20 protein-coding genes and 1 pseudogene are annotated in these 24746 nt (G+C 39.3%); 17 read left to right on the top strand and 4 right to left on the bottom strand.

Translation table 11 applies throughout. The annotated features are described in order from the left end of the window. Positions 1-8: 8 nt before the first annotated feature. Complete coding sequence (locus ACIQ2D_RS18485; protein WP_402866738.1) at positions 9-728, bottom strand: YetF domain-containing protein; 720 nt, start codon at positions 726-728, stop codon at positions 9-11. 106 nt (positions 729-834) lie between these two features. On the opposite strand from ACIQ2D_RS18485, the gene ACIQ2D_RS18480 reads away from it, so the two are divergent. Then, on the top strand, positions 835-2040 hold the full coding sequence (locus tag ACIQ2D_RS18480; RefSeq protein ID WP_402866735.1) for an MFS transporter: 1206 nt from the start codon (positions 835-837) through the stop codon (positions 2038-2040). Positions 2041-2120: 80 nt separating this feature from the next. On the opposite strand, the gene ACIQ2D_RS18475 is transcribed toward ACIQ2D_RS18480, so the two are convergent. Continuing rightward, entirely contained in the window at positions 2121-2807 is a 687-nt protein-coding gene (locus ACIQ2D_RS18475; protein WP_402866732.1) for a histidine kinase, read from the bottom strand. A gap of 494 nt (positions 2808-3301) precedes the next feature. Here ACIQ2D_RS18475 and ACIQ2D_RS18470 point away from each other — a divergent pair, with 494 nt between their 5' ends. From ACIQ2D_RS18470 to ACIQ2D_RS18410, 13 genes and pseudogenes are all read left to right on the top strand, one after another. Then, positions 3302-5713 carry a Na+/H+ antiporter subunit A gene (locus ACIQ2D_RS18470; protein ID WP_402866729.1) on the top strand — a complete coding sequence of 804 codons (2412 nt, stop codon included), beginning with the start codon at positions 3302-3304 and terminating at the stop codon, positions 5711-5713. Then, positions 5703-6125: a Na(+)/H(+) antiporter subunit B gene (locus ACIQ2D_RS18465; RefSeq protein ID WP_402866727.1), complete on the top strand. Its 423-nt coding sequence runs from the start codon at positions 5703-5705 to the stop codon at positions 6123-6125. Before ACIQ2D_RS18470 ends, ACIQ2D_RS18465 begins: the two co-directional genes overlap by 11 nt. Before the next feature lie 3 nt (positions 6126-6128). Next, positions 6129-6467: a Na(+)/H(+) antiporter subunit C gene (locus tag ACIQ2D_RS18460; protein WP_402866724.1), complete on the top strand. Its 339-nt coding sequence runs from the start codon at positions 6129-6131 to the stop codon at positions 6465-6467. Next, entirely contained in the window at positions 6460-7965 is a 1506-nt protein-coding gene (locus ACIQ2D_RS18455) for a Na+/H+ antiporter subunit D (protein ID WP_402866721.1), read from the top strand. Before ACIQ2D_RS18460 ends, ACIQ2D_RS18455 begins: the two co-directional genes overlap by 8 nt. Then, positions 7965-8447: a Na+/H+ antiporter subunit E gene (locus ACIQ2D_RS18450; protein ID WP_402866718.1), complete on the top strand. Its 483-nt coding sequence runs from the start codon at positions 7965-7967 to the stop codon at positions 8445-8447. The genes ACIQ2D_RS18455 and ACIQ2D_RS18450 overlap by 1 nt, the downstream gene beginning before the upstream one ends. Beyond that, entirely contained in the window at positions 8447-8731 is a 285-nt protein-coding gene (locus tag ACIQ2D_RS18445) for a Na(+)/H(+) antiporter subunit F1 (protein WP_402866715.1), read from the top strand. Before ACIQ2D_RS18450 ends, ACIQ2D_RS18445 begins: the two co-directional genes overlap by 1 nt. Beyond that, positions 8709-9068, top strand: a complete 360-nt coding sequence (locus ACIQ2D_RS18440; protein WP_402866712.1) for a Na+/H+ antiporter subunit G — start codon at positions 8709-8711, stop codon at positions 9066-9068. The genes ACIQ2D_RS18445 and ACIQ2D_RS18440 overlap by 23 nt, the downstream gene beginning before the upstream one ends. 286 nt (positions 9069-9354) lie before the next feature. Next, positions 9355-10161 (top strand): ABC transporter substrate-binding protein, encoded by an 807-nt coding sequence (locus ACIQ2D_RS18435; protein ID WP_402866709.1) that lies wholly within the window; start codon positions 9355-9357, stop codon positions 10159-10161. 45 nt (positions 10162-10206) lie between these two features. Further along, a complete protein-coding gene (locus ACIQ2D_RS18430) occupies positions 10207-10866 on the top strand; it encodes an amino acid ABC transporter permease (protein ID WP_402866706.1) in 660 nt (219 codons plus the stop codon). Further along, positions 10859-11581 carry an amino acid ABC transporter ATP-binding protein gene (locus ACIQ2D_RS18425; RefSeq protein ID WP_402866704.1) on the top strand — a complete coding sequence of 241 codons (723 nt, stop codon included), beginning with the start codon at positions 10859-10861 and terminating at the stop codon, positions 11579-11581. Before ACIQ2D_RS18430 ends, ACIQ2D_RS18425 begins: the two co-directional genes overlap by 8 nt. A gap of 302 nt (positions 11582-11883) precedes the next feature. After that, on the top strand, positions 11884-16458 hold the full coding sequence (locus ACIQ2D_RS18420; RefSeq protein WP_402866701.1) for an immunoglobulin-like domain-containing protein: 4575 nt from the start codon (positions 11884-11886) through the stop codon (positions 16456-16458). A 76-nt stretch (positions 16459-16534) separates the two neighbouring features. After that, positions 16535-17020 (top strand): annotated as a pseudogene (locus ACIQ2D_RS18415) (amino acid ABC transporter ATP-binding protein); the annotation flags it as partial. Positions 17021-17402: 382 nt separating this feature from the next. Further along, the gene (locus tag ACIQ2D_RS18410; RefSeq protein WP_402866698.1) at positions 17403-18218 is read left to right on the top strand and encodes a metallophosphoesterase; all 816 of its coding nucleotides are present in this window, start codon (positions 17403-17405) and stop codon (positions 18216-18218) included. A gap of 41 nt (positions 18219-18259) precedes the next feature. Here ACIQ2D_RS18410 and ACIQ2D_RS18405 read toward each other — a convergent pair whose 3' ends face one another. Further along, on the bottom strand, positions 18260-18919 hold the full coding sequence (locus ACIQ2D_RS18405; protein WP_402866695.1) for a twin-arginine translocase subunit TatC: 660 nt from the start codon (positions 18917-18919) through the stop codon (positions 18260-18262). Between the two features lie 306 nt (positions 18920-19225). Between ACIQ2D_RS18405 and ACIQ2D_RS18400 the strand changes: the two genes are divergently transcribed. Next, complete coding sequence (locus ACIQ2D_RS18400) at positions 19226-21223, top strand: methyl-accepting chemotaxis protein (RefSeq protein WP_402866801.1); 1998 nt, start codon at positions 19226-19228, stop codon at positions 21221-21223. Positions 21224-21369: 146 nt separating this feature from the next. On the opposite strand, the gene ACIQ2D_RS18395 is transcribed toward ACIQ2D_RS18400, so the two are convergent. Beyond that, positions 21370-22557 carry an alanyl-tRNA editing protein gene (locus ACIQ2D_RS18395; protein WP_402866693.1) on the bottom strand — a complete coding sequence of 396 codons (1188 nt, stop codon included), beginning with the start codon at positions 22555-22557 and terminating at the stop codon, positions 21370-21372. 137 nt (positions 22558-22694) lie between these two features. On the opposite strand from ACIQ2D_RS18395, the gene ACIQ2D_RS18390 reads away from it, so the two are divergent. Together ACIQ2D_RS18390 and ACIQ2D_RS18385 are read left to right on the top strand one after the other, a co-directional pair. Then, entirely contained in the window at positions 22695-22982 is a 288-nt protein-coding gene (locus ACIQ2D_RS18390; RefSeq protein WP_402866690.1) for a DUF6509 family protein, read from the top strand. Between the two features lie 398 nt (positions 22983-23380). Beyond that, positions 23381-24718, top strand: a complete 1338-nt coding sequence (locus tag ACIQ2D_RS18385) for an FAD-dependent oxidoreductase (RefSeq protein WP_402866687.1) — start codon at positions 23381-23383, stop codon at positions 24716-24718. The last annotated feature ends 28 nt before the right edge of the window (positions 24719-24746 follow it).

The raw sequence follows: 24746 nt of genomic DNA, 5'->3' as shown, positions 1-24746 counted from the left end.
ACAAGCTATTATGGATTGGCTTGTCTCGCTTTGTCTTTTAAGCTGATGTATAATGATCCGTTCGTTTGGACTTGTGCAAAATAGACGTCCGTTACAGTATGGATATTTTGTTTTTTTAGCTTTTTCATAAGCCATTCTTCTGTTAAATCAAGCTCCACAATGTTTTCGTAAATGAGCTGACCATCTGAAATAACTTCTGTGGGTATATAGGTTGCAGGTGTAATGTCGGCTTTGACATCTTGCTTCGTTGCAGCTTGCATAGCCGGTTTTGGTAAAATACTTAGCTTCCCATTTGTCTCGAAGAGTGCATATTGTACATCTTGTACAGAAAAAATGGATTGTTCACGAAGTAACATCGTTAACTCGTCCAAATGGAGACGACTTTTTTTCAATGCAGATTCAAGTAATAAGCCGTTTTGGATAACAATTGTTGGCTTATCATCAACAAGGACTCGCGCTTTTTTTGATTTGATGGTGATGATGGTCATTAGATAAGTTAAGACACTCCACCAAATCAGTGAAATGAGGCCGTCTAAAAATGGTGTTTCTGCCTGTGAGGCAATCTCAGAAGCGATAGACCCAAAAGTAATACCCGTAATATAATGGAAGAACGTGAGCTGCCCTAGCTGCTTTTTACCAAGTACACGCGCCAAAATTAGTAATGCGAAAAAGGAAAGCGTTGTTCGAAGAATCATTTCCCAAAAATTGACGTGAAAAAAACTTTCCATACATATCAACTCCTTTACTGCTGTCGAACTATAGCTTGTGCAAAAGGGAAAATAGTATGCGACAAATACTAACTATATGAAAAGCAAAGAAAGTGTGATGACAGCAATGAACAAACAAACAGCAAATTTTAATAATCCTGTCTATCCAATTATGATTGCAATTGGAATTGCCCATCTAATCAATGATACGATGCAATCGGTTATTCCAGCGATGTTCCCTTTACTAGAAAGAAATTTAGGATTAACCTTCACACAGCTAGGACTCATTTCTTTCGTGTTAAATATTTTTGCGTCTGTCCTACAACCAGTTGTAGGATTTGCTAGTGATAAAAAACCAATGCCGTATGCATTACCAGTCGGTATGATAAGCTCATTTATTGGTATAGCTATATTAGCGTTTTCGACACAGTACTGGGCTATAATTGTAGCGGTTTTGTTCCTTGGTTTTGGCTCAGCGGTATTTCATCCAGAGGGCTCGCGTGTATCGTTTATGGCTGCAGGTTCGAAAAGAGGACTGGCACAATCCATTTATCAGGTCGGTGGTAATTCCGGACAAGCGCTTGCCCCATTAATTAGTGCATTTATTTTAGATGTTTATGGTCAACGTGGAGTAGCACTTGTATTACTGGCTACAACAGTGGGCATCGTTTTACTGGGGAAAATCTCACAGTGGTATAAGCAGCAATTAGAGGAAGAGCTTGCTTCTAAGAAGAAACGAATATTAGTCTCATCATTACCCCCACTGACTAAAAAGCAAGTGGGCATTGCAGTAACATTACTTTTTATTATTATTTTTGCCCGGTCATTTTATACTACGAATATTACGAATTTCTATGTGTTTTATTTGGTGGATCATTATGATGTCAGCGTACGCATTGGACAAATGTTAATTTTTACATTTATGGCGTTTGGTGTAGTAGGGACATTTTTCGGCGGTTCGTTGTCAGATCGTATTGGTCGAAAAAATGTAATCCTACTTTCTGTAGTTGTGCCATTGCCATTTTGTGTAGCATTACCGTACGTACCGCTATGGGCAGCCACAATTTTTTTAATTATTATTGGAGCACTTATTATGATCAGTTTTTCTGTGACAGTTATCTATGCGCAGGAGCTTGTTCCGACGAAGATTGGCACGATGGCAGGCTTAACAACGGGTTTTGCCTTTGGTATGGGAGCAATTGGCGCGATTGTGATTGGTGTGTTAATGGATCATAAGGGCATAGACTTCACGATGGTTGTTGTATCACTATTGCCATTACTACTATTAGTTGCGTTGTTTTTACCGAAAGATAAGCCAGCCTATACTTTGTAAGGTTTAGACGGATAGAAAGAGGAAAGTGACGGATAGACGAAAAAACACGCCTTCTTTTTTATACGAGGGCGTGTTTGTATTTATTGACGTAATGGTGATAAGAATTCTTCAGGTAAATGTTTTTCATCGACAACAAGCCCCTCAACAATATGGACTTCGTGCATTTTGTCGTTATACGTAAATTTAAAGATACCATTATCGAAATCAGTACCAACTTCTTTAAAGAAAATCCCCTCAATTGAAACATATTTTGGACAAGTAAATGCTACTTTAAAGTGTTCGTTCTCTTTAACTAAGTAAGCACGTACGCCTTTTTCATATGTATCGTAGATTTCTTCTTCGGTAGGACGTTGCACTGCAACGATGTGGAAATCAACAAATGGGACTTCTTTTAACAATACATTCAAGAATGAACCTTTTGTAATTTCTTCCCAGCGACTTTGAGCGCTCTGACCTACGATAATTTGAGAAATGCCATAATTTTTTGCGACATCACTAATTACTTTCTGAATAGGACGTTTTTCATTATCTTGTAAAATAAACTGTTCTACCTCAAGCTCTTCCGACAAACTCTTCCATTGCTCAATGTAGCGAGATTTTTCCGCATCGAATGTATCGAATGGTTGTGAATCAACGGATAAAATATAAAGTGGACAATCTAGCATCGATGCAATTTTATGACCACGGCGAATTAATCGTTCACCATTCTGTCCATAATACACACATACTAAAATACTTTCGTCCAATCTTCCTTTTACATGCTTCATAAAAAATCACACCCCTTATCCTGTTATAATTTTGTTTTTTTTCGTGCAGTTTTGAGAAATTTATCCTAAAACAGCTAAAATCGATACTGTTACAGTGCATAATGGGTATTTATAATGTATACTTAAAATTGTATAAAATTATCTTGCAATATATCGGTTAAGCCTTGAATAATCAAGTTTACATCAATAATTTCTAGTTATTTATTTTATGCATACAGTGCATTTAAGAGGAAATGCTCCCTATATGCCACATTATTATGCAGTTAGTTAAATAGATAGTCAAGTGTCTTGACAAAAATCCGATATTTCAGGGAAATTTTGAAATGTCAGTACTATTAACTTAATTCACCACATGTTTTTGAGCGAAAACGACAGATATTTAAACGTCTGCTGAATTAAGTTAAAACCTCCCGGAATGTCGCTGATATGTTTAAAGAAAATAAAGCATCAATGGCAAAGTTGTGGAGGCAAATTTGAGTGTAGGAGGTTATCATTTGGTTACAGTTCTAATTGCGATATTTTTGCCATTTGTCTGTGCGGCTCTTATTCCGCTGTTGTATAGGCGACTAAGGCGTACAATCCATCTTGGCTGGTTTGTTTTGTCCGTTCCAATCATATTGTTTCTTTTACTTGCAAGGCATATTCCTCAAATTGCAGCTGGTAAAACATTTATCTATACATATGAGTGGATTCCCTCTTTTGATATAAATTTCACGACGTACCTAGATGGACTCAGTATGATTTTTGGTTTACTGATTACGGGTGTAGGTAGTTTAGTCATTTTATATTCTATTTTTTATTTATCAACGAAAGAATCACTTCATCATTTCTACTGCTACTTATTACTATTCATGGGCGCTATGCTTGGCGTCGTTTTTTCAGATAATTTAATGGTGCTTTATACGTTTTGGGAATTAACGAGTGTTTCATCATTCTTATTAATTGCGTTTTGGCATCATCGTAAAGCGTCTCGTGCAGGAGCACGAAAAGCAATGATGATTACTGTCTTTGGTGGTTTGTCGATGCTTGCTGGCTTTTTAATGTTATACGTAGCATCTGGAACATTTAGTATTCGTGAAATCATTGCAAACGTAGACACAGTGAGTGCGCACACTTTATTTGTGCCAGCTTTACTCCTCGTTTTGCTAGGAGCCTTTACAAAATCCGCGCAATTCCCATTCCATATTTGGTTACCAGATGCGATGGAAGCTCCAACTCCTGTTAGTGCGTACTTACATTCTGCAACGATGGTGAAGGCTGGAATATATCTTGTGGCACGTTTTTCACCGGTATTTGGTGGAGAGTTACTATGGTTCTGGCTTGTAAGTGGCATAGGTGTATTAACACTGTTTTGGGGCTCGTTTAATGCCGTTCGTCAGACAGATTTAAAGGCATTGCTAGCATATTCTACTGTTAGTCAGCTCGGGTTAATTATGAGTTTGTTTGGGCTAGGTTCTATGGGCCATTATTTTGGTTATGCAGAAAGCTCAATTATTTATACGCAGGCAAGTTTTGCAGCGTTATTTCATCTCATTAACCACTCCACGTTTAAGGGCGCGCTATTTATGATGGTTGGTATTGTCGATCATGAGGTAGGGACGCGTGATATTCGTCGTTTAGGTGGGTTAATGGCACTGATGCCAGTAACGTTTACCATTGCGGTTATTGGTGGCCTGTCCATGGCTGGTTTACCGCCATTTAACGGGTTTTTAAGTAAGGAGATGTTCTTTGCAGCTGTATTAGCGATTCGTGATGTCGAGGCGTTCTCTATTGCAGATGTAGGTGTTCTATTCCCAGTTGTCGCATGGGTGGCAAGTATTTTCACATTTGTTTATAGCATGATTCTTATTGGTAAAACGTTCTTCGGGAAATTACAGCCAGATAAAATGGATAAAAAACCACATGAAGCACCAATTGGTATGCTAATTTCACCGCTTATGCTCTGTACTTTAGTAGTGGGGATTTTCTTCTTTCCAAATATCTTAGGGCATTATATTTTAGAGCCAGCGATGGCAAGTATATATCCAACATTCCCATCTGCTAGTGAGTTAACGCCACATATTTCTGCATGGCATGGTCTTAATCCAGAGTTATGGATGACACTTGGTGTTGTTATAGTAGGTGCTATCTTGTTTAAAACGTTAAAAAGCTGGAAGCCAATATACCGGTTATTCCCGCAAAAATATTCATTTAACGCGTATTACAATAGCATGATTACATTTGGTGAAAATAGCTCGGCGAAGCTAACAAATCGTTATATGACGGGTAATTTAACGCATTATTTTGTATACATTTATGCATTCTTTGTTGCACTGATTGCCGGATATTTCGTTTGGTCGGAGGCATACGCATTTGATTTTGCGAAGGATTCGGCGGTAGAGTCTTATGAGTTAATTTTAATATTCGTTATGATGTTCGCGGCTGTTTTTATGTTGTTTGCCAAAGGGCGCGTTACGGCAGTGCTATTAAACGGAGTACTTGGTTATTCCATTGCGTTCTTCTTCGTAATTTTCCGCGCCCCGGATTTAGCATTAACACAGCTCGTGGTGGAATCCATCACAACAGCATTGTTCTTACTGTGCTTTAAATATTTGCCGGATTTAATGCCGGAAAATTCACGAAAACGTGTGAAATGGTCGAATGCTATGATTTCGATTTTCGTTGGCGCAACAGTGACATTGATCGGCTTAGCGGTCGTGCATTACGACAAGTTTAAGCCAATATCGATATATTTTAACGACGCGTATGAATTAGCGGGGGGCTCGAATATTGTGAACACGATATTAGGGGATTTCCGTGCATTCGATACGATGCTCGAAGTTGTTGTGCTTCTCATTGCGGGCTTGGGCGTGTATACGCTCATAAAGTTAAAGCCGCGAAAGGAGGAGGCAGACCATGAAAATTAATGATGTGATATTACGTACCGTAGCGAAAGCGGTCGTATTCATTATATTAACGCTTGGTGTGTATTTGTTCTTTGCGGGGCATCATGCACCGGGTGGTGGGTTCATTGGCGGGCTTGTCCTTGCTTCGGGTATTGTCCTTTTGTATTTAGCGTATGACATTGAAACGGTGCATAAAGGGATGCCATTTGATTTTAAAAAGGTTGCTGCTTTAGGTGTGCTTCTTGCTACTGGAACAGCAGTTGGTTCACTTTTCTTTGATGCCCCTTTTTTGACACAAGTCTCTAACTATGTAGAGGTGCCGATCTTTGGCAAGATGGGTTTTTCCACTGTGACAATTTTTGAAGCAGGTGTTGCTTTAACTGTTGTAGGTGTTGTAGTGACGATAATTTTAAGTATAAGTGAGGATGAATAGCCTATGGAGTCTTTAATACTAATTTTAATTGGCGTATTAGTAGCTGTAGGAACGTATTTAATCCTCTCGAAGCAGTTATTACGTGTCATTTTAGGAACAGCTGTATTATCGCATGCGGCGCATTTACTCATTTTAACGATGGGTGGACTGAAAAAAGGTGATGTACCGTTGCTAGGTGAATCAGAAGGTCCATATACAGATGCGTTGCCACAGGCGTTAATATTAACAGCTATTGTTATTAGCTTTGCAGTGACGGCGTTCGTCCTCGTTCTTGGCTACCGTGCTTATAAAACAAATGGTACGGGGGATTTTGATGAATTGAGAGGTACGTCAGATGAGTAATATGATCGTTTTACCATTAATTGTACCTGTTATAACAGCTATTTTACTTGTATTTTTACGTGAACATGTTGTGTTGCAACGGATTATTAGTTTAGTAACCTTGGTTTTTGTAGCGATTGTTAGCATGGTTTTACTGCATGAAATTCAAGTTCAGGGTGTACTACGTATTGATTTTAGTGGCTGGCTACCGCCGTTTGGTATTTTGTTTGTAGCAGATTCTTTTGCCGTATTACTTGTTCTTGTGGCAAATGTTGTTTCTGCCATCTGTGTGTTATATGCAATTTTCACAATTGGTGAGCGGCACGAAAGAATGTATTTTTATTCGTTTTTGTTACTTATGGTGGCAGGGGTTAATGGTTCATTTTTAACGGGTGATATCTTCAATTTATTCGTGTGCTTTGAAGTCATGTTATTGGCATCATACGCATTGATTAGCCTTGGTGGCGAAAAAATTCAACTACGAGAATCGTTAAAATATGTGCTTATTAATGTTGTCGCTTCATGGATTTTCCTTGTGGCACTAGCTTTTCTATATGGCACAATTGGCACATTAAATATGGCACATATATCAGTGCGTGTAATGGAAGCCGGTGCTGATCCGCTTATAACAACTGTAGCACTTATATTCTTAGTGGTATTTAGTTTAAAAGCAGGTCTATTATTATTCTTTTGGTTACCAGGTTCGTATAGTGTACCACCGACTGCGGTGGCAGCATTATTTGCTGCACTCTTAACAAAGGTTGGTATTTATGCACTAGTGCGTACGTTTACATTATTATTCCCAAATAACACTGAAGTGACACATACGGTACTAGCAGTTATGGCTGCAAGTACAATTATTGCAGGCTGTGTGGGTGCATTAGCTGGTCGCGATGTTCGTACGATTGCTTCTTATAATGTATTAATTGGCGTTGGATTTATTGTAGCGGGTCTTGCAATTGGCACAGAGTCGGCACTACAAGGGGTAACGTATTATTTAATGCATGATATGGTGGCCAAGGCGATGCTATTTTTAGCAGTTGGCACGATGATTTATGTAACAGGGGAAACAATTATCGACAAAATGAGCGGACTTATTCGAAACTATCCGTTATTTGGGTGGTTGTTCTTTATAGTCATGTGTTCTCTTGCAGGAATTCCACCGCTTAGTGGCTTTTTAGGCAAGGTATTAATAGGGCAAGGTGCGATTGAAGGCGGGAATTTTGCCCTTTTAGGATTAGGTTTCTTCTCGAGTTTAGTTGTCTTGTATTCACTATTACGTATTTTCCTTTCGTCGTTTTTTGGAGAAACGATTATTAGCTTGGAGGATGAAAAGCCATTACCGAAGCGGATTGTGCTTCCGTTGGTGCTACTAGCGGTTGGTATGGTTGGTTTAGGTACGGGTGCGGAACTGATGGCACCTTACGTTACAGATGCAGCAGAAACGCTCTATAATCCTTCTATTTACATTGATGCAGTGTTAGACGGTGAAACATGGCAAGGTGAGGTGAATGAATAGTGGCAGCTCAATTTATTTTGAATTTATTTATCGCAGCACTTTGGCTGTTGTTACAAGATGAAATCACACCAACATTTACGACATTTTTAATGGGCTTTATCGTCGGTATTGGTATTTTGTATGCGATGCACCGTTTTTACGGTACGCAGTTTTACTTGCGACGTGTATTTTCAATAATTAGGCTTATGATGTTATTTAATTGGGAGCTTCTAATATCGAGTTATAGTGTGTTGAAGCAAATTACGACACCAAAATTAAATATTACACCGGGTATTTTCACGTATAAGACGGAGCTAAAAGGTGATTGGGAAGTGACAGCATTAGCTTTATTGCTGACGTTGACACCGGGCTCAGTTGTGATGGAAGTGTCTGAAGAAGGTGACTTGTTTTATATTCACGCAATGGATATGGAAGAATCAAAGGATGCCGTTATTCGTTCTATCGGCAAGTTTGAGCAGGCAATTATGGAGGTGACACGCTAATGATTGATAAAATTTTGCTACTGGCACTTGCGCTTTTTAGTGTGTCGATTGCACTGTCCTTATACAGGGTAATCCGTGGACCATCAATGCCTGACCGTGCAATTGCTCTTGATACGATTGGCATTAACTTAATATCGGCGATTGCGATTGTGTCGATTGTATTAAAAACGAAGGCTTATTTAGAGGCTATCTTGATTCTTGGCATTTTAGCGTTTATCGGGACGATTGCCTTTACGAAATATATCGAAAGAGGTGTGATTGTTGAACGCAAATCAAATGATTGAATGGGCAGCGGTCATCCTCATACTAATTGGCTCGATTGTTAGTGTCATTAGTGCATTTGGCATGATTCGTTTACCTGATGTGTATACACGTTCCCATGCAGCGACGAAAAGCTCAACATTGTCGGTGTTGACGTGCTTGCTCGGAGCATTTATTTATTTTTGGGTGCATGATGGTTATGTTAGTGTACGTTTAATTTTGGGCATATTATTTGTTTTTGTAACCGCACCAGTAGCAGGGCATTTAATTTGCCGAGCTGCTTACCGTTCACGTGTACCGTTAGCTGAAGGTTCTGGTGAGGACGAACTCAAACCAAAACTATTCCCAAGTGAAAAATAATATATAGCAGATCTCTTTAAACGGAGATCTGTTTTTTTGTATTTTGAGCAAGTTAAATTGTGCAAATATTGCAGGGGTTAGAATATTAATTGATTATTCACAAAATTTCGTGTAATGTATTTTGTTAAAAAAATTAAAATACTACTTGAAAAGTATTTTAAAAGAGTATATCTTAATTAGTAGATAGAATATTTATTATTAATAGTGAATAAATATCCAAACTTTTATTTTAAGAAGAAAGATTTTCTCAGTTATTATAAAACATCACACAAGGGGGATTTTCAACATGAAGAACAAATTATTCATATTTATGCTTGTATTAGTCATTGGTGTTCTTGCAGCATGTGGCACAAAGGATTCAGGCTCAAACGCTGATTCGGGTTCAGATATTGATTCAGGTAATGAAGGCGATAAAAAAGTTTTAGTAATGGGTACATCAGCGGATTACAAACCATTCGAATTTGTAGACTCAGCAAAAGGTGAAGAAATTATCGGTTATGATATCGATCTTGCATATATGATTGGTGAAAAATTAGGATTTGACGTAAAAATTCAAGATATGGATTTCAACAGTTTGGTACCAGCTTTACAAGCAGGTAAACTTGACTTCATTATTTCTGGAATGAGCCCAAATAAAGAACGTGAAAAAGTAGTCGATTTCTCAGAACCATACAATGAAACGCGACAAGTTCTTATTGTGAAAAAAGATAGTGGTATTAAAACAACTGCTGATTTAGCAGGTAAAATAGTTGGTGTACAAACGGCTTCTATTCAAGAAGAAATGGCAAAAGAAATGGCGAAAACAATTGATTTTAAAAATGAAAGTCGTACGCGTGTTCCTGAAGTCGTACAAGATATGATGGCCAAACGTATAGATGCAGCCATCGTTGAAAGTGGCGTAGCTGAAGGTTATGTGAAAAAGAACGATAAATTAATGATGTTGCCTATAAAAGAACAAGTAGCAGACTATAAAGCAATCGCAGTAGCTGAAGGTAGTGAATTGAAAGCCCAAATTGACAAAGCTTTAAAAGAGTTAATTGAAGAAGGGAAAATTAAAGAGCTTGAAGAAAAATGGCTTCAATCAGCTGAATAATTTCAGTGAAATTAATAAGAAGAAACGAGAAAGGAGGGATGCACTGTGAATCTTGATTTTACAGATGTAATTCCCTCTATTCCTTATATATTAAAAGGAATAGGTGTTACACTCCAAATTGCCATTGGTGCAGCAATCATTGGGTTTATATTTGGTATTTTATTAGCATTATGCAAAATCGGGAAGATTACAGTCCTCCGCTTGTTTGCTGATCTCTATACATCAATTTTCCGTGGTACACCGCTTGTACTACAGCTAATGATTATTTACTATGCAGTCCCACAATTATTAGACATTCAAATTGATGCTTTGCCAACGGCGATTATTGCATTCGGTTTAAATTCCGCGGCTTATATTTCTGAAATCATCCGTGGGGGAATCAATGCTGTCGATAAAGGGCAACAGGAAGCAGCGATGGCGCTTGGTATTCCTTATTCTAAAATGATGAAGGATATTATTATTCCACAGGCATTGAAAAATATTTTACCATCATTAGTTAATGAATTTATCACGTTAAACAAAGAATCTGCGGTTGTAACGGTCATTGGTGCGCTCGATATTATGCGTCGTGCGTATGTTGTCGGTGGTGCGACGTACCGTTATTTGGAACCATTACTGATTGCGGGGTTAATCTACTATATTATGACGCTTCTTTTAACGTTCCTTGGAAAACGAATCGAGAAAGGAATGAGAAAAAGTGATTAAAGTTACAGATTTACACAAATCATATGGACAAAATGAGGTCTTAAAAGGTATTTCAACTGAGTTTAAAGAAAAAGAAGTAATTGCTATTATCGGACCATCCGGCTCTGGCAAGTCAACTTTTCTTCGTTGTTTAAATTTACTCGAGCAGCCGACAAGTGGCGAAGTGAAAATTGGCGATGCTATTTTAACTGACAAAGGCACAGCTATTATGAAGGTACGTGAAGAGGTCGGCATGGTGTTTCAGCATTTTCATTTGTTCCCGCATAAAACAGTACTCGAAAACTTAACCTATGCACCGATTAACGTCAAAGGTATGGATAAAGTAGTTGCGACAAAAATGGCAGAAGAGCTATTAACAAAGGTTGGACTTTTTGAGAAACGTAATGAGTACCCAAATCGTCTTTCAGGTGGTCAGAAGCAACGCGTGGCAATAGCACGTGCGCTTGCAATGGATCCAAAAGTAATTTTGTTTGATGAACCTACGTCTGCACTTGACCCTGAAATGGTAAAAGAAGTTTTAGCGGTGATGAAAAACCTAGCGGACTCTGGTATGACGATGTTAATCGTTACGCATGAGATGGGCTTTGCACGTGAAGTGGCAGATCGTATTTTATTCCTAGATGGTGGTAAATTGATTGAGGATGCATCACCAGCGGAGTTCTTCTCGGCGCCAAAAACACAGCGTGCGAAAGATTTCTTGGAAAAAGTATTATAAATAAAACGCATTTAGACGCTCTGAAAAGGGGTGACTAAATGCGTTTTTTGTTTTGGTTGAGGTGTAACAATAGATAATTTACGCAATTCATCACGAACTAGAAAACTTTTTATTTATTTTTAGTTTTTAACCTAATTTTAACCTTTACAGTTTAATATAGGGGTAAATGGGTGAGGTGCGTAAAGAGGGGGGGTGTAACAATGGAGGCAACCATATCTAGTAATGAATTTCACCATTTTTATAGACGGAGCATTTCGATCTAAAGAATAAATAATTGTAATATAAATGAAAGAGGTGCAAGGATGATTTCGAATTCTTCCAAAAGTAAAACACTATATAAAAGCTTTGTACTGACCGTTATACTATTTCTAATTTTCTCTACGCTTGGGATTCAACCAGCAAATGCGAATCCGGCTCAAATACCGATGATGGTATCGTTGTCACCAACTGACGATGCAACGAATGTTCCTGTTGATGCGAATTTGACACTGACCTTTAGTGAAATTGTCACGAAAGCCGCTGGAAATATTTATATATATAGAACGAGTGATAATTCGGCAGTACAAACCATTGATGTAAATTCAAGTGTTGTCATAAACAGTGGATTAACTGTTACAGTTAACTTACCAGTGGATTTACAATATGACGAAGCGTATCATGTACAAATTGATGCGGGTGCATTTGTGAATGCTGCCCAGCAAGGTTTTCTAGGTATTGCAGATTCCACGGTATGGAATTTTAAAACTATAGCCCAGAGTTTAAATACGGATTTAGCAGGTTTAGCCCTTTCGGAAGGCACATTAAGTCCAGCCTTTGCAACGGGAACAACAAGCTATAATACAAGTGTTGGAAATAGTGTAACGAGTGTCGATGTGACTCCGACGGTAGCCGATAGCAATGCAACAGTAAAGGTGAATAGTGCGCTTGTCGTTAGTGGATCTGCGAGCAATATTACCCTAAATCCGGGTGATACTACAGTAACCATTACTGTCACTGCTCAAGATAACTCAACTAAAACTTACACAAATACTATTCATCGCGCGTTATCTAATGAGTCTGCGCCGACAGTTCCAGCTAGTATCGTAACGCCAGAGGATAAGATGACAAGTGAAATTATCATTACAGAAGGTGCTTCCACTACTCAGTACTTTAAAATGAGTAACATCATAGGTGGTAAATTGTATAAAGCAGATAGTGCGACAGAAATTGTGAATGGTGGCTTTATTACAAAAGCTGAGGGAAATGCGGGTTTGAAGTTTATGCCTGATGCCGATGCTAATGGAAGCACAGGATTTGGCTTCAACGTACAAGCAGCAAGTGACAACGTTGGTGCAGGGTTAAGTAGTCCAACATCAGTGGCGATAAAAGTCACGGAAGTCAATGATGCACCAATTGCTGTAGATGACAGGCTTAGTGATATGGAGGTAAATGGTGAACCTAGAATTATACCGCTTTCCACTTTACTAGCAAATGATTCACTAGGACCAGCTAATGAATCTGGGCAGAAATGGAAATTACTATCACTTAGCATTTCAACCAAATCCGGTGGATTGAAACTTAAGGACAATAATATAGAATTTATCCCCGCTCTTAATTATCAAGGGAAAGTAGTAATACATTATAGGATACAAGATAATGGTACTACAAACGGTGTAAATGACTTTAAAGATGCAATTGCAAGTGCAACTTTCAACATTGTAGGGAATATGAATAAGCCGACAGTTACACCTGCGACTACGGATGAAGATACACAGTCTACATCGGGTCTTGTTATTAGCCCTACAAATACAGGGAGCACAGCAACTAACCACTATAAAATTTCAAATATTAAAAACGGCAAACTGTATTTAAATGATGGGACATCGCCAATTACAGATGGGTCATTTATTACGGTTGCACAAGGTAGTGCTGGCTTGAAATTCACACCAAATGCTAATTTATTTACGACACCAACAACTACATTCGGTTTTGATATTCAAGCCGCACCGGGGACGGATGGGCAATCATTAAGTGATGCTGTTCTAGCAAGTATCACCGTAAATCCAGTGAATGATGCGCCTTTTCTTGCAAATCCAATAAGCAATCAGACAATTATTGCAGGAAAAAGCAAGAGTATCGATCTTAGCAATACGTTTTCGGATGTAGACGGGGATACATTAACGTTAACAGCTACATCCAGTCCACCAAATGTTGCATCCGTGCAGCTCGATAATTCACAGCAATTAACTATACAAGGGCTAGCGGATGGCACAGCAGTTATTAAAGTAACGGCGAGTGATGGCCACGGAGGAACAGCGGATATTACAGTGAATATAACGGTGACAGTAACAGATACGGATGCGGTAGCGAAGGCGAAAGCTGCATTAGCAATCGGTTATAGTACAGGGGATAGTGCAACAAGTGTCACGCAAAAACTGACACTTCCAGTAACAGGTATAGAAGGTACGACGGTAAGTTGGGCATCTAGTCACCTAGCTGTTGTGAAGAATGATGGAACGGTTGTGCGCCCGAGTCATGCAACAGGTGATCAACCAGTCACGTTAACAGCGACAATCATGAAAGGCACTGTAACAGAAACAAAGACCTTTTCGCTTATAGTTAAAGCCAATAAGCAAACGGATGCAGAGGCAGTGGCGAAAGCAAAGGCAGCGTTAGAAATAGGCTACAGTACAGTGGATAGTGCAACGAATGTAACACAAAAACTGACACTTCCAGTAACAGGTATAGAAGGTACAACGGTAAGTTGGGCATCTAGTAACCTAGCTGTTGTGAAGAATGATGGAACGGTTGTGCGCCCTAGTCATGCAACAGGTGATCAACCAGTCACGTTAACAGCGACAATCATGAAAGGCACTGTAACAGAAACAAAGACCTTTTCGCTTATAGTTAAAGCCAATAAGCAAACGGATGCAGAGGCAGTGGCGAAAGCAAAAGCAGCATTAGAAATAGGCTACAGTACAGGGGATAGTGCAACGAATGTAACACAAAAACTGACACTTCCAGTAACAGGTATAGAAGGTACAACGGTAAGTTGGGCATCTAGTAACCTAGCTGTTGTGAAGAATGATGGAACGGTTGTGCGCCCGAGTCATGCAACAGGTGATCAACCAGTCACGTTAACAGCGACAATCACGAAAGGCACTGTAACAGAAACAAAGACCTTTTCGCTTATAGTTAAAGCCAATAAGCAAACGGATGCAGAGGCAGTGGCGAAAGCAAAAGCAGCATTAGAAATAGGCTACAGTACAGGGGATAGTGCAACAAGTGTCACGCAAAAACTGACATTGCCAGTAACGGGTATAGAAGGTACGACTCTTCGCTGGACATCTAGTCATCCAGCGGTTGTGACAACGGGTGGGGTTGTACAACGTCCGTCAGTAGGCGATAGCACAGTAATATTGACAGCTACGATTGTCAAAGGTAGTGTGACGGAAACGAAGCAGTTTACAGTTATAGTGAAGGGCTACAATGATAGCTATCCACCTGTGACATCAACACCAGATTCATCATCATCTGATTCCACACCAGTACCACCGTCAAATACACAGCAGATTGTTGTGGATGTCGAGAATGGCAGCGGTGGGGTTGTTTCTAAAGCAATTATTAAACGCACAAAGAACGCGAATGGGACATTTAACGATGTCGTGACGTTAACTGAGCAAAGTGCGAGAGAAGCGGTTGCGAAGTTAAAGGAACAAGGATTAGTTACAGCGCGTATTATTCTTCCTGATCAGCAGGACAACGTAAATGAAATCTACGTCTCCATTCCAAAGAGTATTGTATCGATTCTTAAAAATGGAGGAGTGAATCTGGAGATTGTCACAAGCAATGTCCGAATTCTAATTCCTACAAGATCATTTGAGACATTTAATGATGATTTATATTTCCGTGTCATCCCGATGAAAGCACAGAAAGAGCAAAGTGAAGTTGAAGAACGTGCAAGAAAAGAAGCGATGGCACTTGATGGTGTGGATAGCACAATGATTAATGTGCTAGGGCGACCGCTGAAAATTGAGACGAATATGCAAAATCGTCCAGTAGAAATGACATTGACACTACCAACAGATGCGACGCAGGAACAGTTAAATCACTTAGCCATCTTTATCGAGCATAGTGATGGAACGAAGGAAATCGTAAGTGGGAAAGTTGTCACATTAGCAGATGGCAAATTGGGCATTCAATTTACGGTACAGAAGTTCTCAACATTTAGCGTGCTGTACGCACCAAAAAAAGTGGTCGTTGAGGAAGTGCCAGTAGAAATAGTGCCTACACCAATAGTAGATGTGCAACTTCCTTATATTCAAGGTTACACAGATGGCACATTCCGACCAAATGCACACATTACACGTACGCAAATGGCTACAATGCTAGCACGTAACTTAAGTGACAATGATGTACCAGTTTCATCCAAGGCGTCTTATACGGATACTACAGCATCATGGGCAAAAGATGAAATTGAGTATGTTCGCGCACAAGGTATTATGACTGGACGCGAAGACGGTAAGTTTGGTCCGAATGAGTCCATTACACGTGCACAAATGGCTGCAATTGCCATTCGTTGGATTGACAAGCAATGTGTAGCAGATGACACGGCCACATATTGCACAGCGGGTACAACAAAAATTACTTTCAATGATGTGGACCGTCAGCACTGGGCTGCGTCATACATTGAGAAAATAAGTGCATTAGGCATTATGACAGGCATGAATTCGTCTATCTTTAATCCAGATGAGCAGTTAACACGTGCGCAAGCGGTGAAAGTGTTAAATCGTTTGTTTGAACGAGAATTAACAACAGAAAGTATAGAGCAGTTTTTCTTGGATGTACCAAGCGATCATTGGGCATTCGGTGAGATTCAAGCCGCTGCAACAAAATAAAGCATGATCTAAAAGGTTGGCGTGATACTTTGCGTCAGCCTTTTAGATTTTCTCTGGATTAGACTTACAATTTTCCGGCATGGTGTTCCAGTATTTTCACCTGTCCCCACACAAAACGGTGCTTGAAAACTTAACGCTCGCGGCGATTAATGTCAAAGGGATGCCAAAAGAGGCTGCAACGAAAAAGGCTGAGGATTTACTGACACAAGTTGGGTTGTTTGAAAAACGCAATGAGTATCCGAGTCGTCTATCTGGTGGTCAAAAACAACGTGTGGCGATTGCACGCGCGCTTGCAATGGATCCAAAAGTAATTTTGTTTGATGAACATACGTCTGCACTTGACCCTGAAATGGTAAAAGAAGTTTTAGCGGTGATGAAAAACCTAGCGGACTCTGGTATGACGATGTTAATCGTTACGCATGAGATGGGCTTTGCGCGTGAAGTGGCTGATCGCATCTTATTCTTAGATGGTGGAAAGCTGATTGAGGATGCATCGCCAGCTGAATTTTTCTCGGCACCAGTAACGCAGCGTGCGAAGGATTTTTTAGAAAAAGTATTATAAGCAAAAAGCATTTAGACGCGCTAAAAGGGGCGGCTAAATGCTTTTTTTAACTTTAATTAATGTAAATGGTTAACACGTTTAATAATAAGAATTTATGATCAAACATGAAAACACTTCCGGAGTGATGGGATACCGATTGTCTAATGTGGGTTACCAACCATTAAATCTGCACTTAAGTTTCTTCTATATGTTTTGTAGATGTTTTAATTTTTTACCTACCAACTTGAATGTACTGAATATCTGTATCTTATTGTGAATAATATACAGAAAAAAGTCATTACAGTAGAATCTCGGTGTATAACGCTTACAATCTGATACTTTTTTGCTTATAATATAGAGAGACGTGTGTCTTAAAAAGAAGCCGTGAAATGAGCGATTACGAGTGAAAAAATTATTATATTTATGTTTATTTGTTGTTTTTATAGTTATTTTTTTGTACGTAAACAATCATTGGATTATTGTGAGTGAGCATGTTTATGAATCCGAGCGTGTTCCGGCAAGCTTCGATGGCATGCGGATTGTACAGGTGTCCGATTTGCATGATGCGCTCTTTGGTGAGAAGCAGGAAAAGCTTGTGCGAAAGGTTAAGGCCGCGAATCCAGATGTAATCTTTATAACGGGCGATTTAGTGGATAGCAATCGATATAATTTAGAACAGAGTTTGCAGGCAGTAAGGCATTTTGTAAAATTAGCGGACGTATATTATGTACTAGGCAACCATGAAGTAGCGACGAATAAGGTGAACGAAATTTATGAGTCGTTGTCATCGTTAGGTGTACATGTGATGGCCAACACATCGACTGTGTTAGAGCGCGACGGGGAGCGCTTGTCGATTGTTGGTATCGAAGATCCGTTAATGGGTATGGAGACGAAGGATATGCTGGCAATGGCTACTGCATATATTCCACAAGATCGTTTAACATTGCTGTTGGCGCATCGCCCTGAATTTTTTGATGTGTATGTAGATCATGAAATTGATGTTGTATTTTCTGGTCATGCGCATGGAGGACAAATTCGTATTCCTGGTGTTGGAGGGCTTGTAGCACCTGGGCAGGGACTATTTCCTAAATATACAGCAGGTATTTACGAGAGAAAAGCAACAAGTATGGTTGTTAGTCGAGGATTAGGCAATAGCTCAGTCCCTTATCGTATATTTAACTTGCCGGAAATCGTTGTGTTTGAATTGCAAAAAAAATAAGAAAGCACTGCATGATGGGAAAATTCCTATGCAGTGCTTTCTTATTTTTTAAATCGTTTCATAATGAGCTTATAAAATCGGCAATTAATAGGTTGAGCATTGTTAGAAAAGATAGCAACAATTAGTAGCTCAAATATAAGTCCAAATGGGATTGTTATGATAAAGAAATGCAGGTATGCATTCGCAGTAAAATTGAAGAATGGGTTCGCAACTAAATAACCAAATGACAGTACTAAAAAGAATTGTAAAAGCAAAATAGGTGCGAAAAGCTCCAAAAATCGACTTTCATCTTGTAGTAAGGCAGGTTTTTCAGACGTCCAAATAAAGTGAATGACAAATGGTAGGCATAGACCGAGTGCCAGGGTTGTTGAGAAGACCATAAAAAATCTCATGACTTCAAGGGTCTCTAAAAATAAAGGTAAATGCCCATGTGTAGCATATGGAAACCAACTGTTGATTGTTGAAAAGACGATGAAGAGGAATGCTAGAAACACAGATAGAGCTTTAATAATTTGTTTGCGAAGCCCCAAAGTATACGCTGTTTTTGATTCATTCGGAATACTTAGTTCTTCCATAACTACAACTTCTATTATTGTTGCCTCGTCATTAACAGTTTGGACAGAAGCTTCAACAAGTTTTAGATGTTTTCCTCTTTTCTTGCCCAGTCGACTTAAGTGTTTTCCTTGTTTATGTGGATCCATAGGAAACCTCCTACGAAACGTTATTTTTCGATGATTTATCAGTAAAAACTCTGTAGATTGGATTAGTGCAGTACTACATTTTATGATTAACAAAAAAAGTAAATAATAATCATGGGGCCAATAGCAAAATTTTTATTATTACTTTACTTTAATCCCTATGTGCATAGTGTTAATATACAATTTTATACATTTATTTAATTGATTGGGAAAGTTCTATTGACAACCTATTCTAATAAACCTACTCTGAATAAGAAGGGGAGAGCGCAATATTTTATTAAATTCAGATGAAAAGTGGGCAGAGTGAATATGTGGATAAAGGGTATTGGTGGTAAATTAATTGTCGCAATTATCTCACTTGTTTTAGTGACTTGTGGCACGCTTGGAATATTTACATGGATTAACAGTACAAATGCGGTAGGCGAACAAGTCAGATCGAACTTAGAGTCTAAAGCCGAAGATGTTTCAAAATACATAGAAAAGCATTTCCAATTAACATTAGTTGAGGTAGAGGCGATTGCTGAGCAAGCAGCGATTCAGAGCATGAATATCGAAGAACAGAAAAAATACTTAAGTAGTCGCTTAGAAGATAATGAAAATTATTTAAGCTTTGGCATAATTACAGCTGACGGTACAGCACATTATTTAGATGATACAACCGCCGATTTAGGCGATCGTGATTATGTAAAGGCTGGTTTTACTGGAAAGTCAGTTATGTCAGAGATTACAATTAGTCGCGTGACGGGTGAACCGGTTATTTTAATTGTGTCACCAATTGATACGGTGACAGGTGAGGACGCGTTGTTACTAGCCCGTATTGATGGTTATTATTTATCAGAAATTGTTGAAGATATTACGGTTGGTAATAGCGGATATGCAATGATGTTAGATGCTAAAGGTACTATCATTGGTCATAAAAATCATGCACTTGTGAAGGAGCAAAGTAATGCCATTTTAGCGGCTAGTGAATCAGGTGAATCGACGGGTGAAGCATTAGCTGCACAAGAAATGGTCGATAATACAAATGGTTATTTTACGTTTGATACAAAGGATACCGGTACAAATTTAATGGGCTATCATACATTGAATAATGGTTGGAAAATGGGCGTTATCGCAATCGAAGATGAAATGCTTGCAGGACTTTCCCGTCTGAAAAGCGACTTTATGTTGATGACAATTATTGTATCGATATTAGGACTACTCATATCGTTTGCTATTTCTCGTTCGGTAAGCAGGCCAATACGTCACGTTGTACGTATTAGTGAAGGCTTATCAGTGGGGGATTTTACGCAGGAAATTCCTGAGAAATATTTAAAGCGCATAGATGAGATGGGAACAGTGACGCGTGCACTTTCCCGTATGACAGATAATATGCGTGAGATGATTTCACAAGTAGAGAAAGAAGCGACAGCAGTAAGTGAAGCATCCTGTGATTTAATGGGTGATGTACTAGCTGTTACAAAGCATTCTAAGCAAATAGCAGGGGCAATTGAGGAAGTAGATCGTGGTGCACAAAGCCAAACAGTTATGTCTGAAGAAAGTGCTTCGGCCATGGAGCAAATGGCTTTAGGTATTCAAAATGTAGCAGAGGTAGCTTCTTCTGTAGCCTCAAATACAGAGTTTATTTCTGAAAAAATAAGTGAAAGCAACGGTGCTGTACAACAGTCTATTTCACGTATGAACGAGATCCAAGCAGGTACGAATATTGAGTTAGATGTTATTCGTAAGTTAGCGCAAGAGTCGAAGGAAATTGGATTAATCTCAAAAATGATTACTGATATATCTGACCAAACAAATTTACTTGCACTCAATGCATCGATTGAGGCGGCACGAGCTGGTGATGCAGGAAAAGGGTTTGCAGTTGTTGCGGATGAAGTACGTAAATTATCTGAGCAAACAGCGGAGTCTGCAGCGAAAATAAATGTACTAATTGATAAAGTGCAATTGTATACATTAGAGGCAGTGAAGGCAGCAGAATCGGGCGAGGAGAACGTAGGTCGTGGTTTGACAGCGATTCAAGCAGTAGGTGAACGCTTCGAAGAAATGGTGCATGCAGTAGGATCTATTGCTAGTCAAATTGAAGAACTGAATGCTTCAGCGGAGCAAATGTCAGCCAATACGGAAGAGGTCTCAGCTTCAATGGAAGAAATGGCAGCAACCGCAAATGCAGCAAGTGAATACGTCCATGAAGTCAAAAATTCAACAGAGGAACAGATTACTACTGTAGCCGAAATGAATGATCAAACCGTGGAACTCTCCGAAATGGCAAAGCGATTATACAGTGCTGTGCAGAAATTTAAATTATAAAATGAAAGAACCTCGCAAGCGTCAGTTTGCAAGGTTCTTTTTATGTTTTTTTAAGGTTCATGTCGATAAATTTGAATAGTTGGGCGATAAATGAAGAAATGTGTCTGATAAAATCAGTGCTTATGTCGATATAGCTCCAAAGATGGTCAATAATTAAGCGCATCCTGCATTGCAACGAGTAGTTGTTCGGCAGACATGGTAAGCTCACCGCCACCTTGCACCATTTGGTCACTGCCCCCACCTTTACCGTTTATGAGTGGCAATACCTTTGTGGCTACTGATTTCATGCTTGTTTCCACCTGTGTACCGCGAGTTGCAACGAACTGCAACTTGTCTTCATTTCCAGAGGCAAGTAATACAATAGCGTCAGGACGTTCAGTAGCTGTGAAACGGGCTAGTTTTTGTAGTTCTTGCACAGAGCGTTGACTAAAATGTGCAGCTAAAACATGGCTATCAGAAATAGCTAACGCCTTCGCTTCAAAAGTAAGTAGTTCTTCTTTTACATGAGCAAGTGCTTTCTCTGTCATTTTTTGCGTAGTTAATACTTTTGTTAGTGCTGTTGCGGCCTCGATTTCTGGAACACTTAGCTGACGAGCGACATCGGTTAATACTGTTTTACGCATTGCAAGTTCTTCTAGTACGCGACGACCACAAACGAATGATACACGTATATTCCCTTTCATTTTTTCAGTACCGAGAATTTTAATGGCACTGACTTGTCCGGTAGATGTAGGGTGTATACCGCCGCAGCCATTGTAATCATAATCTGGAATAATAACGAGGCGAATATCGCCAGTTATTGCAATATCTTTACGTAAGTTATAATCACTGAGCTCATCTTCTGTCACCCATTTAGTGTGAATCGGACGGTTTTCTAAGATAATATCATTCGCGCGAGCTTCTGCAGCAGAAAGTTGTTCATCGGATAAGGTATCGACAGCAATATCAATCGTCACCTGCTCACTGCCTAAGTGAAAGCTTACTGTCGGTGCGTCGAATAATCCCACAAAAGCGGCTGTTAAAATATGCTGACCTGCATGCTGTTGCATATGGTCGAAACGGCGTTGCCAATCCAGTCTGCCGTGAATATCACCTGTGAGGGTAGCGATATCACCGTCTATATAATGACGGATTTCATCGCCGATTTTTTCTACATCGATTACGGGAATACAGTTTAATGTACCTGTATCATGTGGCTGACCGCCACCTGTTGGATAAAAGGCTGTGTTTGATAGTACGATAAATTTCCGTCCGTCTTCTTCAATACCTGTACGAGTCACTGTTGCATCAAACTCGCGTAGCATAGCGTCTTGATAGTATAAGTACTCTTTCAATTTGAGATGCCTCCTCTTAGTGCGTTGTGTTTCTATTTTGGCATAATTGCTAAAGGCTGTATATGAGTTTTCAATTGACCAACGCTGAAATTGCTTTATTATTAAAAGGACAGGTCATGCTAAAGGAGCTACAAAAAATGAACATTACACAATTTTCAGTTGAAGAAATTTTAGACCCAACAAATATTATTGAAGGCAAACGCTACGAATTTATTTTAGATGTAGAAATCGATGAAGAAGATGAGTTATATCATGAAGCTGGTATCGAAATTCGCGTCTTACTTGGTGAAAAGGACGGCGAGCCATTTATCCTAAATTATTTCATCATTGAAAAAGCGGAGAACGAGTATTTGGATTTTGCGTTAGAAGATGATGAATTAGCAACGATTTTGGCGTTCTGCCAAGAGGCTTTAACAAAAGAATAAGCTACAGGCTTTTAAACAAAAAACCGTCTCTGCTTAGAGGCGGTTTTTTTATTGCGAAAAAAGGGGAAAATGATTGCTAAGAGAGAAAAGAATTAAAAGTGTCCATTGGTATTTGATTAGTACCGTTACGATGTGTAATGATATGTTTAGAATTATCATGAACGTTATTTCATATTGTAATAGCCGGACTTTTACATGGATGGCACGCAATATATTTATAATAACAATTGTGAGTACAAGATTTAATAACCAAAAGGTTGGGATACATTTGGTTAAAGATTATAACAATATTAGAATGCTCGTTGATTGACTAGTAATAGTCATGTTTGTAGATTTTGTACATATTAGGGCGAGTAGAAGAGCTAGTATGATACAAGAAAATTGAGGAGGCATGTAAGATGAAATACGTAATTATCGGAGGAGATGCGGCTGGTATGTCAGCTGCTATGGAAATTTATCGTAATGTACCGGGTGCAGAAATAACATCGTTAGAACGTGGATTTATTTATTCATATGGGCAATGCGGTCTACCATATGTGGTGGATGGACGGATTTCATCGACAAAGCGCCTCATTGCCAGAGATGTAGCAACTTTTCGTGATAAGTATGGTATTGATGCGCGAGTTGGGCATGAGGTTGAGCGTATCGATGTTGAAAAACAATTGGTAACGGGTACTGACCTAGCATCTGGAGAACAGTTTGAAATTCCATATGATAAGTTACTTATTGCTACCGGGGCAGATCCTGTAATGCCAGTAGAAAAAGGTAGTGATTTAGCGGGAGTGCATGTGGTCAAAACAATTCCTATGTTGGAAGATTTATTGGCCGATTTAACACCGAATATTAAGCATGTGACAGTCATCGGTGGTGGCTATATTGGACTGGAAATGGTGGAAACGCTACATGCAAGCGGTAGGGAAGTGCGGTTGATACAACGTAGTGGATATTTGGCGAATTTTTTAGATAAAGAACTTGCACAGCATGTCCATGATGAAGCGAAGAAGCAGGGTGTCGAGGTCTTATTAAATACATCAGTGGAGGCGTTTGATGGCGATAAACGTATCGAGCGTGTGGTCACAGATAAAGGTACATTTGATACTGATCTAGTCATTGTAGCGGTAGGAATTCAACCTAATACAAAGTTCTTAAAAGATACAGGCATTGCGCTAGCGAAGAATGGTGGTGTCATTGTTAATCGTCACTTAGAAACATCCATTGAAAATGTTTATGCTGCGGGTGATTGCGCGATGCATTTTAACATCGTGAAGGAACGTCTAGATTATGTGCCGCTGGGTACAACGGCGAATAAGCACGGACGTGTGGCTGGACTCAATATGTCGGGCAAATTTGCACGATTTCGCGGGATTGTTGGAACATCCATCATGAAATTTTTCGATCTGACAGTCGCAACAGCAGGCATTAATGAAGGAACTGCGGAGGAGCTGGGTTTTGAATTTGAGGCGTATAAATTATCAGCACGCCATATTGCAGGATACTATCCAGGAGCACAGCGGATGTTCATTAAAGTAGTGGTTCGTAAGCGTGACCAGCAGCTTCTAGGTGCACAAATTATTGGACCAGCAGGTGTGGATAAGCGAATTGATGTCTTTGCAACAGCTCTATACAACAAAATGACTTTACCCGATTTACTTGATCTGGATTTGGCGTATGCTCCACCATTTAACGGTGTGTGGGATCCATTACAACAAGTAGCGAGGATGCACGGGAAATTATAAAGAGAGAATGCCGTATAAATGATACGGA

Source organism: Lysinibacillus sp. NPDC097287, assembly GCF_044761695.1.
Lineage (GTDB): Bacteria > Bacillota > Bacilli > Bacillales_A > Planococcaceae > Lysinibacillus.
The sequence above is the reverse complement of the archived record's forward strand: the minus strand, read 5'-3'. Positions and strand labels throughout refer to the sequence as shown.

Bases quoted from the DNA above. Each gene is read 5' to 3' on its own strand.
- ACIQ2D_RS18485 (WP_402866738.1), bottom strand. From the start codon at position 728: ATGGAAAGTTTTTTTCACGTCAATTTTTGGGAAATGATTCTTCGAACA.
- ACIQ2D_RS18480 (WP_402866735.1), top strand. From the start codon at position 835: ATGAACAAACAAACAGCAAATTTTAATAATCCTGTCTATCCAATTATG.
- ACIQ2D_RS18475 (WP_402866732.1), bottom strand. From the start codon at position 2,807: ATGAAGCATGTAAAAGGAAGATTGGACGAAAGTATTTTAGTATGTGTG.
- ACIQ2D_RS18465 (WP_402866727.1), top strand. From the start codon at position 5,703: ATGAAAATTAATGATGTGATATTACGTACCGTAGCGAAAGCGGTCGTA.
- ACIQ2D_RS18460 (WP_402866724.1), top strand. From the start codon at position 6,129: ATGGAGTCTTTAATACTAATTTTAATTGGCGTATTAGTAGCTGTAGGA.
- ACIQ2D_RS18455 (WP_402866721.1), top strand. From the start codon at position 6,460: ATGAGTAATATGATCGTTTTACCATTAATTGTACCTGTTATAACAGCT.
- ACIQ2D_RS18445 (WP_402866715.1), top strand. From the start codon at position 8,447: ATGATTGATAAAATTTTGCTACTGGCACTTGCGCTTTTTAGTGTGTCG.
- ACIQ2D_RS18435 (WP_402866709.1), top strand. From the start codon at position 9,355: ATGAAGAACAAATTATTCATATTTATGCTTGTATTAGTCATTGGTGTT.
- ACIQ2D_RS18420 (WP_402866701.1), top strand. From the start codon at position 11,884: ATGATTTCGAATTCTTCCAAAAGTAAAACACTATATAAAAGCTTTGTA.
- ACIQ2D_RS18405 (WP_402866695.1), bottom strand. From the start codon at position 18,919: ATGGATCCACATAAACAAGGAAAACACTTAAGTCGACTGGGCAAGAAA.
- ACIQ2D_RS18400 (WP_402866801.1), top strand. From the start codon at position 19,226: ATGTGGATAAAGGGTATTGGTGGTAAATTAATTGTCGCAATTATCTCA.
- ACIQ2D_RS18390 (WP_402866690.1), top strand. From the start codon at position 22,695: ATGAACATTACACAATTTTCAGTTGAAGAAATTTTAGACCCAACAAAT.
- ACIQ2D_RS18385 (WP_402866687.1), top strand. From the start codon at position 23,381: ATGAAATACGTAATTATCGGAGGAGATGCGGCTGGTATGTCAGCTGCT.